Annotated in this window: 10 protein-coding genes; 6 read left to right on the plus strand and 4 right to left on the minus strand. The window is 63.4% G+C overall.

Going from position 1 to position 13,502, the window contains the following annotated elements; translation table 11 throughout:
- The first annotated feature begins 37 nt into the window (after positions 1 to 37).
- The 3 genes from RNZ50_06405 (at position 38) to RNZ50_06415 (ending at position 3,978) form a co-directional block, all read left to right on the plus strand.
- On the plus strand, positions 38 to 469 hold the full coding sequence (locus RNZ50_06405) for a hypothetical protein (protein ID MDT8854669.1): 432 nt from the start codon (positions 38 to 40) through the stop codon (positions 467 to 469).
- Positions 470 to 495: 26 nt separating this feature from the next.
- Positions 496 to 1,143: an isochorismatase family cysteine hydrolase gene (locus RNZ50_06410; protein MDT8854670.1), complete on the plus strand. Its 648-nt coding sequence runs from the start codon at positions 496 to 498 to the stop codon at positions 1,141 to 1,143.
- Between the two features lie 663 nt (positions 1,144 to 1,806).
- Positions 1,807 to 3,978: a hypothetical protein gene (locus tag RNZ50_06415; protein MDT8854671.1), complete on the plus strand. Its 2,172-nt coding sequence runs from the start codon at positions 1,807 to 1,809 to the stop codon at positions 3,976 to 3,978.
- A 344-nt stretch (positions 3,979 to 4,322) separates the two neighbouring features.
- Here RNZ50_06415 and RNZ50_06420 read toward each other — a convergent pair whose 3' ends face one another.
- Entirely contained in the window at positions 4,323 to 5,870 is a 1,548-nt protein-coding gene (locus RNZ50_06420) for a calcium-binding protein (protein MDT8854672.1), read from the minus strand.
- A gap of 635 nt (positions 5,871 to 6,505) precedes the next feature.
- Between RNZ50_06420 and RNZ50_06425 the strand changes: the two genes are divergently transcribed.
- A complete protein-coding gene (locus tag RNZ50_06425; GenBank protein MDT8854673.1) occupies positions 6,506 to 8,611 on the plus strand; it encodes an AI-2E family transporter in 2,106 nt (701 codons plus the stop codon).
- A gap of 106 nt (positions 8,612 to 8,717) precedes the next feature.
- Here RNZ50_06425 and RNZ50_06430 read toward each other — a convergent pair whose 3' ends face one another.
- From RNZ50_06430 to istA, 3 genes are read right to left on the minus strand one after another with little or no spacing between them, the layout of a single operon-like run.
- A complete protein-coding gene (locus tag RNZ50_06430; GenBank protein MDT8854674.1) occupies positions 8,718 to 9,212 on the minus strand; it encodes an efflux RND transporter permease subunit in 495 nt (164 codons plus the stop codon).
- Between the two features lie 41 nt (positions 9,213 to 9,253).
- Positions 9,254 to 10,015: an IS21-like element helper ATPase IstB gene (gene istB / locus RNZ50_06435; protein ID MDT8854675.1), complete on the minus strand. Its 762-nt coding sequence runs from the start codon at positions 10,013 to 10,015 to the stop codon at positions 9,254 to 9,256.
- A gap of 12 nt (positions 10,016 to 10,027) precedes the next feature.
- Entirely contained in the window at positions 10,028 to 11,566 is a 1,539-nt protein-coding gene (gene istA / locus RNZ50_06440; GenBank protein MDT8854676.1) for an IS21 family transposase, read from the minus strand.
- Between the two features lie 381 nt (positions 11,567 to 11,947).
- Here istA and RNZ50_06445 point away from each other — a divergent pair, with 381 nt between their 5' ends.
- Both RNZ50_06445 and RNZ50_06450 read left to right on the plus strand, forming a co-directional pair.
- Positions 11,948 to 12,103: a hypothetical protein gene (locus RNZ50_06445; GenBank protein ID MDT8854677.1), complete on the plus strand. Its 156-nt coding sequence runs from the start codon at positions 11,948 to 11,950 to the stop codon at positions 12,101 to 12,103.
- A 213-nt stretch (positions 12,104 to 12,316) separates the two neighbouring features.
- The gene (locus RNZ50_06450; protein MDT8854678.1) at positions 12,317 to 13,027 is read left to right on the plus strand and encodes a tryptophan-rich sensory protein; all 711 of its coding nucleotides are present in this window, start codon (positions 12,317 to 12,319) and stop codon (positions 13,025 to 13,027) included.
- The last annotated feature ends 475 nt before the right edge of the window (positions 13,028 to 13,502 follow it).

Consider the following 13,502-nt stretch of genomic DNA (forward strand, 5'->3'; position numbering starts at 1 on the left):
CACCCCCGGCTGCAGCAATCCTTCCCGAAGGCACACCATGACCGACACATCCGACATTCCGGCCCTTGCCGCACGGTTGCGGAACATCCCGACCACCATCGCCTGCGACATCCTGAAGGATCACGGGCTGGCCGAACGTGTAGCGGTCGGGCTTCTTCCCTTGACACCCGAGGCGACCATGGCAGGGCCTGTGCGGATGATCGAGTTCCTGCCGGGCCGCCCGGAAATCCGCCACCCCGGCCCGCCCGCCAACTTTGCCCTCGTCGATGCGTTGTGCCCGGGCGAAGTGCTGGTGCTGTGCGCAGGCGGGTCGATGCAGGGCGCGGTGCTGGGCGACATGCTGGCCGCGCGCGCGCGGCCTGCAACTGATCGGCGCGCCGCAGACGGAACCGCGCCTTCTGGCACCCGCCTGCCGGATCGAGCGGATGCTGGCACGCGCCGGTGCCTGGACCCCGCCGCACAGCCTTGATTGACCCGTTCCCGCGAAGGTGACCCATGCAACGCCCCGAAGACCTTGCCCTGACCCGCCAGCGCCCATTTGATCCGAAACGGACCTGCCTTTTGCGCATCGACACGCAGAATTACGTCTGGAACCCGGAGGTCGCCGCGCGCCACCCCTATTTCGACGAAACCCTGCGCCGGGTGGTGCTGCCGAACCTGCACCGCCTGCTTGCCGCCTTTCGCGCGGCGGGCGGCGAGGTGATCTACACCGTGATGGAAAACCTGACCGACGACGGACGCGACCGCAGCCTCGACTACAAGCTGTCGAAGGTCTTCATCGCCAAGGGGTCATGGGACGCCAAGGTGCTGGACATGGTGGCACCGGCGGGGGACGAGATCGTGATCCCCAAGACATCGCCGGGCGTCTTCAACTCGACCAACATCGACTATCTGCTGCGCAACATCGGCATCGATACGCTTGTGGTCACGGGTTTTCTGACCGACCAGTGCTGCGATCATACCCTGCGCGATGCCGCCGACCGGGGCTTCTATCCGGTTTGCGTCTCGGATGCCTGCGCCACACATAACGAGGCCCGGCATCTCGCCGCGCTGAAGGCCTTCGGCCGCTATTGCCGCACAATGACGACCGATGACATCGTGGCCGAACTGGCCGCTGCGTCGCCCCACACTGCCGCCTCGTGACCTTTGCGCGCGACCCGGCGGATAGGGGTGGTTCGGCCGGTTTGAACAGGGTCTGTGCCATGCGGTCTGCTGCCCCGGCGCCAGATCGCAATCACGGCGGGCCACAAGACTGGAACCTGAAGCCTGACGCACGGGTTGGCCGGACAGTTTGCCCGCGACGCGGAACGGGGCTTGCTTCTGTGTCGCGATGCGACAGGTTGGCGAGACCGGGGCCGAGCGGCTGAACGTGTTCCCCGCCCTGTTCCGCGTGCTGGTGACGATCAGCCCGAAACACGTCTGCCAGACCGGCGCCCGGGCGCAACATGCCCGGGCTCCGGCACCCGGAATGGCCGGTGCCGCACGGCCCGCCACCGGGGCGCCGCTTGCTCACATATTGGTCGCCAGGTTCGGAGACTGCCTTCCCCTTAATCGCAAGGCCGACATTTTACAGGCGCCGGTGGCACAGAACAGCCGCACTGTTCAGGCACTCCGAAAAACTGGCGGTTGAAGGCATGTGGCAAGACAAGGCTTTGGAACCTTTGGCGGGCCAAAGTTGTTATAGCGGCAGGGAAGGAATGCCTTGCCGATCATTGCAATCCGGCTCGGCAATTCCATTTCAGAGATGCATCGTACCAGAGTCCGAAATGACCCGCAGCTTATTGGAACCTCATCGAAGTCGGAACAATGAAACGTACAAGCAAGACATTGATCATTTCAGGCGCTTTCGCGCTGCTTCTGTTCGTGATCTTTCGCGCATCTGGGCAACCGCACCCGGTGATCTACCCCGAGTCGGGCAAGATGGATGCCCACCCCGGCGGCACCTTTTCGATAAGGTTCGCGAAACCGGTGCCTGTCGGAGTCACCGTGGCCCTCCGAGATTCCGACGGCAAGAGCATCGAGGTCGTGACACGCCAAAGTCGTGATGACAGGTCACTGCTGGTCGAAGCGGTGTCGCCGCTTGACTGGGAGACCAAGTACGAGCTCTGCCTTGTTCCGTCCAAAGGTGCGATCACACGTTTCCTGCCCGGCGGGCGAACGTCATGCTCAACCTTCCAGACGATGCCGATGCGGGTTTCCCAAGGCGCGGCGGATGCACCGATCCTTGTGGTAGAGGGGCGGGATCGGCCGGACAGCCGGTTTTTCACGGCGATCCTGCAGGCCGAGGGGCTGAATGACCATGCGAACATCTCGCTCGACAACCTGACCGAAAACGACCTTGCCGGTCGTGCCGTCATGATCCTCGACACTGCGGATCTGCCGCCTGCCCTGCACGCACCGCTGATGTCGTGGGTGAAGGGCGGGGGGCTGCTGATCACCATGCGTCCCGGAACGGATCTGAGGGATATCTTCGGTTTGCCGCAAACCATGGCCGGAACGCTGGACACAGCGCTTTTGCTGCCGGAGGCGCGTTCCTCGATATCTGTCGGCCTGTCTCGCGCACCGTTCCAGATCCATGGCCCGATCGACCTGATACCGGCCGATCCGGGAGCGACCGTTGCGGCGCACGGGCTTGCCGGGCTGGTCACCTCGGATGGGAAACCTGTTGGCGAACATGCCGTGAACTGGACGATACTCGGGGACGGTCATGTCGCGAGCTTTGCCTTCGACGTTGCCCGGTCGGTCATCCTGACGCGGCAGGGCAACCCGCTGTGGATCGACGAAGAGCGGGACGGGTCCGAACCGCTGCGACCTAACGACCTGTTCTACCCGGATTTCATTGACCTGGCCCATGCCGCCATACCAGCCGCGGACGAGCTTCAGCGTCTTCTGGCGAATCTGATCGTGTCACTGGCACCCGTTCCCCTGCCGCGTCTGTGGTATCTTCCGGACCAGCGGCGGGCGGCGATCATCATGGCCGGAGACGACCACGCCACCGACAACGGCGCACCGCGCCTGTTCAGGTCGCTGGATCAGCTGAGCGAGCCGGATTGCGATGTGGAGGCATGGGAATGCCGACGCGCGACCGCCTATTTGTCGGAGAATACGAAACTCGCCCCGGACCTTGCGGCGTACTATGCCAGCAAGGGGTTCGAGATCGGCGCACATGTCGATATTGGCTGCGAAAAGCCCATCACCCGTTCATCCCTCTTTAAGCTGCTGCACGAACAGATCACGGATTTCCAGGCTCTCTATCCCGACCTGCCGGCACAACAGACACACAGGATGCATTGCCTGTCCTGGACGGGCTGGGATGATGTGCCGAATGAAGGGCTCGGCATGGGCATCCGTCTTGACCTGAACTACTACACCTGGCCCCCGAAATGGATTGCCGGGCGTCAGATCTTCCTGACGGGGTCGGGGTTTCCGATGCCCTTTGCCCGGCGGAACGGCGATCCGATGGATGTCTATCAGGCGGCAAGCCACCTGGTGAACGAGTCCGGCGTGCCGCATGAGGACGGCATTGCCCAAATGCTTGAAGGGGCGCTTGGCCCGGACGAGTATTTTGGCGCTTTCGGCTCGCATTACGACTTCACGGATGACTATGAACAGCGGTTGATCGACCTCGCCACCGAGCGCGATGTTGCCCTGATCACCGCGCAGCAGATGCTGACCTGGCTCGATGGCCGGAACGGATCGCGCATCTCCGGCATGGTCTGGAACAATGATACTCTGACATTCGACACCAGTCTTGCGCCCGGTGCCGAGCGGGCTTCGGCCATGCTTCCCGAAAGCTTTCGCGAATTGCGTCTGGTGGACGTGACCTGCGGAATGGATCGGAAACCCCTGACGATGGCAAACATCAAGGGATTGGCGGTCGCCTTCTTCCCGCCGCAGACGGGAAAGTGCAGCGCAAGTTATCGACCCAGAGAGGAGGCGAGATTATCCGTCAGCCCTTCGACGGAACTCCTGCCCTGAAGCGGCATTTCTTTGGACCTGGTCGGAATTGAGCACGCCTCATGCTGTTGATGAGCGGCAGAAGCAATGACGGTTTTCTGCGGGCGCTGGCGTCGGCTGGTGGCGCGGCTGCACGATGTGCGTATTGCAAGAGGATTGCGACAAGGAAGACAAACCATGTCTTCGTTTGGAACCTCGGCCGACAGCGCCAAGCAGCGCCCGCTTGCACGCGCGCCTGGAATGCACCTTCCTGATCCTGCGATTGAATTGATCTGCCGTTACTGGGGCTCCGCAAACGTCACATCGCAGCTTCCGTCCCCTGCCCGATATTCGGGGGGAAGGTCATAAAAGTCGGTGCCCCCGCTTCACGCAAAAAGAAAGTCGGTTTCGACGAGGCTGGTCACCCCAATGAAGGTCACGGTGTTGATGCCGACGATACCGTCAAGCGCCGCACGCCCCAGATCGAGGATTGTGTTCATTCCATCCAGGATCACGCACTCATCATCATCGTCCAGCCAGCCAGATCCGTCGCTGTCGAGGTCAGCCCACGCCAGATAGGTGGACGAAAGATCCACGATGTCACCATCGGCGCTGCGGAAATCCATCACCGTGTCGAGCCCGTCGCGCAGGCCGAACACAAAGGTGTCTGCTCCACCCGTGACGCTCAGCAGGACGGGTCCGGTCTCATCGCCCGACGCCAGCGCCTCGCCATCGCCCCAAAGCACATCGCGCCCCGCCCCGCCCACAAGAATATCGTTGCCGCCAAGGATGGTCGCGGTATTGCTGCCGACCGCAACACCATCACCATACAGAACGTCATCTCCCGATCCGCCAAGAACGGTGTCATCGCCGCCAATGAGGGTTGCGACATAGCCGTTCACAGTGCCGTCGCCATAGACGGTATCATTGCCGGCACCGCCAAGCAGGAGATCCTGACCGCCGGTCAGCGTTGCCGGAGTCCCTGCGCCTTGCGCATGGCCGTCGCCGAACACAAGGTCGTTTCCCTTGCCGACGTTCACCGTATCGTCGCCGCCGTTCAAAGTCGCGGGCCCGCCATAGAGGACAGTCGCAGTCCCGTCACCATACACGGTATCGTTGCCGGCCGCCGTCCATATCTCGTCGTCGCCACCGTTCAGCAGCGCGAAAGCGTCACCGTCACCCTTGGCAAGGTCGTTGCCCGCTCCGCCAAACAGCCGATCATCGCCCCCGTCCAGAGTCGACCCGGTGCCGTCACCGTAGAGGGTATCATCACCCTGGTCACCGTAGAGCGTGTCCTGCCCGCCGACGACTGTGCTTTCCCCCCGCCCGAAAACCCCGCTGCCGTCACCATACAGCACGTCATTGCCGACGCCGCCCCGCAGGATGTCGCTTCCGCCTGTCAGATAGCCTGTCGCAAATGCGGAACCGGCTCTGCCGTCGCCATAAATCGTGTCATCGCCCGACCCGCCACCAATCGTGTCATCGCCGCCGAAAAGGTTGGCAATACCGCGCTCCATCGACACTTCGCCGTCGCCGAAGATGATATCATTCCCGGAGCCACCATCGATGACGTCGTCGCCGCCAAAGAGGTTCGCCTCGAAAATCGTGGTGTAGTTTCGCCCTTCGATCCGACCGTCACCCCAGATCGTGTCGTCGCCGGCATTTCCGTTCAGCCTGTCGCTGGCACCTGTCATGGTGGGCGCCGACGTGCCATCCGTTGTGATGTACCCTTCGCCATACAGCGCATCGTTGCCGCTGCCGCCAAGGATATTGTCGGTTGCGCCGACGAGCGAGCTCAACTCGGGGCTGGACGTGTCAACCGGCGCATCGCCCTGCACCACGTCATCGCCCCCCAGACCAAGGATCAAATCGGACCCAAGTGTGCCAAACAGCAGATCAGGGCCATTTGTCCCTTTGATTACAAGCCATTCCACCGAAAATCCCCCTGGTAACATCAAGATCTTCAGCCAGGAAACCTTGAAATATCCCCATGCGAAGACACCAACTACTCAACCCAGACAACACCCTTGCAGCCGCATCCGTCAATCATCCAAAAGGAGACTTTTCGGGCCATCGGGCAACTCAAAAGGGTAGTTGCAAAGTAGTGTCGTCGGACGAATGGGCAACAGGGCCGACTGCGCAGCTTCGCATGATCCGGTCGCGAACGATGCGGACGTTGGCTGGCGCAGCGCCCGGGCAGGTTCGGCGTCTGGCTCCGGTCGCCACCCGCGCCTGGCATGACGCACCGAAGCCCGCGCCACCGGAAGAGCGGCGGTTTCGGACATCTGACTGCCGCGACAAGCGGATTTTCCGCGCAGCAGCAGGACGCCGCCAGCAAGGAGCCGTCCATGGCCCGCAAAGCCCGTCAGTCCAACCCTTCCGGAACAACCAGGTTCCATCAGGGCGTCCCATGGTGGAACCGGGAAATGTTGGAGAGATGCGGCCCATCGCCAGGGAACCAATTCAAGGCCCGTCGCTTTATCCCCCATTCAGTCGGCGTCGCATGTCGCGTGCGGCCAGTCACTGTCCTGGCGTCCGTGTGGGCCGCTCAACGCATCGGAAAATCGCCTTGGCAAAACCGCTTTCGACACCGCTGAAGTCTGAAAACCCATCCCGGGCCGTCCTTGGCGGCGAGCCCGAAGTCCAGACGCGCGGCATCACGTTGACGACCCTTATCGTCATCGTGGCCGTCGCGACGATTCTTCATCTGGGGCAGGAAGTTTTCCTGCCGCTTTCGATGGCCGTTCTTCTTGCCTTCGCGCTGTCGCCCGTGGTCAGCTTTCTGCGCAATCGCGGGCTTCCCCATATCGCGTCGGTTCTTGCCGCGGTTCTGATGGCCTTCTTCGCCATCGGTCTCTTCATGCTTCTGAGCGCGCTGCAGATCGGCGTTCTGGTGCAGGACCTTCCCTCTTTTCAGGCAAACATCGTCCAGAAGCTGAATGCGCTGAAGGACTCGGGCGATGGCACCGGGCTGGTGGCGCGGCTCAGCGCGATGTTCGAGGCCATCAACGCCGAGATTTCGAACGCGGTGCCCGATGTGAATCCGCTCGCCAGCCCGGCAGTCGACAACTCTCCCTTGGCCGTCGAGGTGATCGAGCGACAAAGCGTCGTGGATGTTCTGAGTTCGCTGGTCGTCCCGCTGATCCGGCCGGTCGCCACGGCGGGTCTGGTGATCGTCGTCGTGATCTTCATGCTGCTGGAACGTGAGGAGATCCGGGACCGCTTCATCCGCCTTCTGGGCGCCCGCGATCTGCATCGCACCACGCAGGTGCTGGAAGAGGCAGGGGGGCGGGTCGGGACGTATCTGCTGGTCCAGCTTCTGGTGAATACGATCTACGCGATACCGATCGGGCTGGGGCTCTGGATGATCGGGGTGCCGAATGCGCTGCTTTGGGGGCTGTTGACGCTTGTGCTGCGGTTTGTCCCGTTCATCGGGTCTTTTCTGGCGGCGACGTTTCCGTTGTTTCTTGCCTTCGCGGCATCCCCCGGGTGGTCGGCGGTGCTCTGGACCATCGCGTTGTTTCTGGTCGTGGAACTGATCACCTCCAACATCATCGAGCCGTGGCTTTACGGGTCGCGGACGGGCGTGTCGCCGCTGGCCATCATCGTCTGTGCGATCTTCTGGACCTACATCTGGGGTCCGCTTGGCCTCGTGCTGTCGACGCCACTCACCGTCTGCCTGGTCGTGCTGGGTCGCCATGTGCCACAGTTCGAGGTGTTCGATATCCTGTTCGGGGATGAGCCGGTGCTCGCGCCGCATTCGCGCCTGTATCAACGGCTGCTGGCGGGCGATCCGATCGAGGCGACCTTTCGTGCGGAAGAGGCTCTCGAAGAACTCTACCTCGCCGAATACTATCGGGATGTCGGGATACCGGCCCTGTTGCTGGGCCAGATCGATTTCGAACGCGGGCTGCTGACGAGCGTGCAGGAAGATCGGCTGGCTTTGTCGGCAAGGCAACTGGTGTCGGAACTGGCCGTGTTCGTGACCGAAGAACTGAACGAAGCGGCCAAGGGCACGGCTGCAGCGGCCGCAGACGCGGCCACTGCAGACCTGGACGCGACCGAGACGGGGTCCGAAGCAGCCGCCGACGGTGGGTCCGCCAGGGTTCCCGCCTTGCAGAACACCGGGCTTGAGGGCGTCGGATTCAAGGTGCTGTCCATCGGCGGGCGCAGCAAGCTTGATGATGTCGCTGCGGCCATGCTGGCGCAGTCGATCGCCGCCGAGGGAGCGGAAGCGTCGGAATTGTCCTATATGGACCTGACGGCATCGCGCTTCGGCGCCATTTCTGCGACGGATGCAAGCTGCATCATCCTGAACTTTCTTGATCAGTCGCCGTCGCGGGGGTCACTGTTGCACGTGCGCCGGATCAAACGCGCGGTTCCGCATCTGCGCGTCGGGGTGATGATCTGGCAAATGCCGCAGGCTTTGGTGGACGCGGACATCACGTTGCGATCGGGACTGGGGCTGGCGTCGAAAGACAAGATTGCCGAGGCCGAAGGGCTGGGTTCGGATTTTGTCGTCACCAATCTGCCTGATGCCCTGGCGGCGGCGTTTCAGGACATCGCTCCGAAGCCCGTTGATGAGTTTCCGCGCATGAACCCCCAGCGAAAGTCGAAGCTTCGCCTGGCCGAAAAACAGAAACCCGCTGCGATTGGGCTGGAGCGGAACGCCTGAGCGCCGGGTGGACCCCGGCCCGAACGGCGACAGCGGCGGCACGATGATCGCGCCGAACGGTCGGCTCCGGGTCTCCGCTCCGGATTTTCGGCTCGCGTATCGGGCTTCAGGCTGACGATCCTGCTGCAGACAGGATCAATGGCGGTCGGCCCATCAGGCACTGCCGAGCCCGCTTGGCCCTCGGACGGCTGGTCAGGGCTTTCCGGCCGACATCGCGACGGTCGTCATCACGATGGGCCGTGCGTTTGTGGCAGGCATCGACCAGGGCCTCGAACCGGGCCATGCCGCGCACCCGCGCCTCGATCACATAATCCACCAGCAGGATCGAGTTCTTGGTGACGATTCCCATCAGCAGCAGCAGCCCGATCACCGACGGCATCGAGAAACTGGTGCCGGTGATGACCAGCGGGAATAGCGCCCCGCCAAGCGCCAGAGGCAGCGCCATCAGGATGGTGAAGGGCTGCAGGAAGTCGTGGAACAAGAGCACCAGCACGGCATAGACGCAGAAGATGCCGATCGCCATTGCTGCGGATTTCGCGGAGAATGGGCGCTGATTTCGCGCGATCGTGGGCACGCGTTTCGCGCCATTCTGGGCAGTCATTTCACGGGATCGTGGGCAGGCTGGCCGACGCTTTCATGGAGTCAGGCTTGAACGATTTGGTCAAGCTTTTTTGTGACGGCGGAGCGCCTGCGCAGGCTTTCACCTGAGAGGGTGAGGCGGTGTGCGTTGTGAACGAGGCGGTCGAGGATGGCATCTGCGAGCGTTGGGTCGCCGATGGCTTCGTGCCACTGGTCAACGGGGAGTTGGCTTGTGACGATGGTGGAAGCGCGGCCGTGGCGGTCTTCGAGGATTTCCAGCAGGTCACGGCGCTCCGGGGCGGTGAGGACGGCGAGGCCCCAATCGTCAATGATCAGCACATCCATGCGGGCGATGGTTTTGAGGATGCGTTCATGGCGGCCATCGCCACGGGCCAGAGCAAGGGCCTCGAACATGCGCGGCGCACGTTGATAGAGGACGGGCCGCCCATCCCGGCACGCCTTGTGGCCAAGGGCGCAGGCGATCCAGCTTTTGCCCAAACCGGTCGGCCCGGTTATCAGCAGGTTCTCGTGCCGGGCGATCCAGCCGCCATCGGCAAGATGCGCCATGACACTGCGGTCAAGACCACGTGGGCTGCGCAGGTCCAGATCCTCGACGCTGGCATCTTGGCGCAGAGCCGCAAACTTGAGCCGGGAGGCCAGTTTCTTGGTGTCGCGCTCTGCAGCCTCGCGGTCGACCAGCAGGCCGAGACGCTCTTCGAACGAGAGGGCGTCGAAGGCGGTTGACCTGCGTTGTTCTTCGAGCGCCGATGCAATGCCGGTCAGGCCGAGCGCCAACAGTCGGTCGTGGGTGGGATGGGTCAGCATTTTAGTCCTTTCTCAATGGTAATAGCTGCCGCCACGAATGTTGGCGTGCTGGAGGGGGGCGACCTCTTCGGAGCCTTCCAGGAAGGCGCGATCGAGGCCGGTCTTGAGGATCGAACGAATGGAGGTGACGGTGCGGGCCCGGATGGTCACACCCCGCTGGCAGGCCGCATCAACGCGCTCCGGCCCATAGGTTTTGACCAAGGCCAGCACACCCAGGCAGGTGCGGAACCCCTGTTCAGGATGGGGGCGGTCAGCCATCACCATCTCGCAAAAGGCGGCGACGGCGGGGCCGGTCTTGGTTGCCTGCGCCAGCATTCTGGCCGGGGTCCATTCGGCAAAGCGACGATGGGCCGATGGCATATGGTCGGCCACGGTGACATGGCTGCGCCGCCCCGGGGTGCGCACGTGGCTCGCAACCCTCTGACCACGATGGAATATCTCGACCGTCTGGCCGCTTGTGCGAACATCGACCTCTTGTTTGATCAGCGCGAAGGGCACGGAATACCATGAGCTGTCGACCTCAACGTGATAGTCGGGTGCCACGCGGGCGCGCTTCCAGCGGGCGAAGACATAAGGTTCGGGCGGTAGGGGCTGAAGATTGGGCCGATCCAAAGTGGCAAACAGATCGGCGCGGCTGGCGCCATAGCCGCGCATCACGCGCATGTTCAACTCGTCCAGCAGCCGCCGGATCGCCACGTTCAACTCGGCCAATGAGAAGAACCGGTGGTTCCGCAGCCGCGCCAGAATCCAGCGTTGTGCCACTTGGACAGCCACTTCCACCTTCGCCTTGTCCCGGGGTTTGCGCGGCCGGGCGGGCAGAACGGCGGTGCCATAATGCGCCGCCATCTCGGCATAGGTCCGGTTCAGCCCCGGATCAAACCGGTCTGCCTTGATCACGGCGGACTTCAGATTGTCCGGAACCACCGCCTTTGGCACGCCGCCCAGAAAGGCGAACATCCGGATATGCGCGAGGATCCAATCTTCCAACCCCTCCGATGCCACCGCCTCGGCATAGGTGTGATTCGATGCCCCCATTGCCGCCACGAACAGCTTCATGGCCCGCGCTTCGCCGGTCGTGGGGTCGATCACGTCGATGGTGTCGCCGGCAAAGTCAACGAACACCTTCTCGCCGCCCACATGTGTCTGGCGCATCGTCGGGCGCACCCGACCCTTCCAAGCCTCGTAATGCGTGCAAAACCAAGTATAGGCAAAACCCCCGGGGTGCGCGGCACGGTATTCTTCCCAGAGCAGCATCCGCGTCACCCCAGGGCGGCGCAACTCGCGGTCAATCTCCGCCCAGTCGGGCACAAGCCGCTCCGCGTCCGGCACCGTGGGCGGGGCTGGAAACAAAAGAAGTTCAAGGCTGTCGTCATCGATCCCCTCCGGCAAGGGCCACGTGAGCCCGGCATGACGCGCCCGTTGGGTGTAGCTTCCGACGCTCCCCTTGCTCAGACCGAGGGAAGCGGCAATGGACCGCTCGCTCAGGCCTTGCCCAAGCTTCAATCGCAAAACATCTCGTATCCGGCGCATGTTCAATCGTCCTGTCGGCATCAAGCCACCCCTTCATTCCTGAAGGCGCAACTATCCTCAATTTGCCGACCAGACCTGCCCGCGATCCCGCGAAATCAGTGCCCAGCTTCACGCGAAATGACTGCCCATGATCCCGTGAAATCGATGCCCACCATCAAGCGAAACACGCAGCCATTGCCGACGCGAAGCTGGTGAACAGCTCTGCCTGACGCTTCAGGCCGCCCTGTTCGGTGAAGCGCACGCCGTCGGGCATCTTTCGGCCATACGCCATAAGCTGGGTTCCTATGACGACGGGCGCTCTCCGATCCTGAACCTGCGCGGCTGAGTTCCCCCCCGAAATTCGGACAGTGACGGAAGCTACGTTCTGAAGTCTGCTGATCTCCAAGCACGAGGAGAACAGACGTGTCGAAACGCAGGAACCATGACGCGGCTTTCAAGGCCCGCGTTGGTCCAGCGGCCACCACGCTGGACGCAGGCTTCGTGGCCGGAATGCGCAGCTTTCCGGGCACCCCCTGCGACGGCCACCCCTTGAAAGACGCCCGACCCAGCATTGCTTGAAGGCCCTGCAGCGTTTCGTCAAGCCAAATCTGGAGGGTTCCGTCGGGGGGCAGCCCGCCTTTCGACAGCTGTGCCGGGTGCCGGGAACGTGAGAGCGGGCTTGCCGGGCTTTTCGTCTCTTGGTCGACAAGCCCAGGCTGACCGGGTGCCATGGTCATTCCCGGCCGGTCCGGGTAGCCTGTGCCCAGCAGCCACGATCAGGAGACCGCCCCTATGACCCGCCATCTGGCACTGTTGACCCTGCTCGCCACGATCGCCTTCGCCCTTTCCCCCCTGACCACCAGCGGCTTCAACGGCTTCACGTCCGGGCAGTTCCCGGTCCCGCAGGTCGACCCGGCGGTGCAACCGGCCGGCTACGCCTTCTCGATCTGGGGCGTGATCTATCTCTGGCTGATCCTCGGCGCGGGCTACGGCCTCTGGAAACGGGCGGACGATGCGGACTGGCAAAGGATGCGCCCGCCGCTGATCGCCAGCCTTGCGGTCGGCGCCTTCTGGATCCCGGTGGCCAACGTCTCGCCGATTGCGGCGACGGTGATGATCTGGGCGATGCTGCTCGGCGCGCTGATCGCCCTGATGCGGGCGGGTCGCGGGGACCATGGCTGGCAACGCGCACCGGTCGCGCTTTACGCCGGATGGCTTACCGCTGCCTCCTGCGTTTCGCTCGGGCTGGTGGTCGCGGGGCATGGCCTGATGTCCAGCCAGACGGCTGCGCTGCTGGCCCTCGCGCTGGCGCTCGCCGTGGCCCTCGCCGTCAGCCTCCTGCGCCGCGACACGCCCGCCTATGGCGTCGCCGTCATCTGGGCGCTGGTCGGGGTGATCGTCTCCAACCTGCAGCCGGTCAACGGGACGGTGATTGCCCTCTGCGTGCTGGGCATCGCCATTCTGTCCTGGTTCACCCTGCGCTCCTTGCGCCGGACCGTCTGATCGAAGCCTGACTCCGGACGAATTGCCGTGTTGCGTACTTCATGTGGCCAAGAGGCGTATCCCGCACCTTGGCGGCGATCTGGTCAAGGGCCTGGCCATCGGAGGCCTGCTCGTCGACTTCCCGAAATCGCAAACGCCACGGCCGTTGGCGAAGATGCCTCGCGCGATGAAGGTCGATCATCAACACCGCCCCGAAATCCGGGGGGCGATTCCGATGATCGCGTGCCCGCCGGGCGCCCGACGGCGCGACCTTCAGCAGCGGCGAGATTGCCGCCATCCTGAGCTGGCGCAAGGCGGACAGCGACGAGACGCACCGCCCCCGGATCCGGCGCGACACCCGGGAAGTCGTGCAGCCCGAACTGGCATACAAGGACGTGGTATCCCGCGGGGCGCAACGGGCCGCCGAAAGAAACCGGGGCGGGCGCGGGGGAGAGTGTCCGGGAATGCCGCCAGGACAAGCTGTTTTGCCCTGCGC

Source organism: Paracoccaceae bacterium Fryx2 (assembly GCA_032334235.1).
Lineage (GTDB): Bacteria > Pseudomonadota > Alphaproteobacteria > Rhodobacterales > Rhodobacteraceae > JAVSGI01.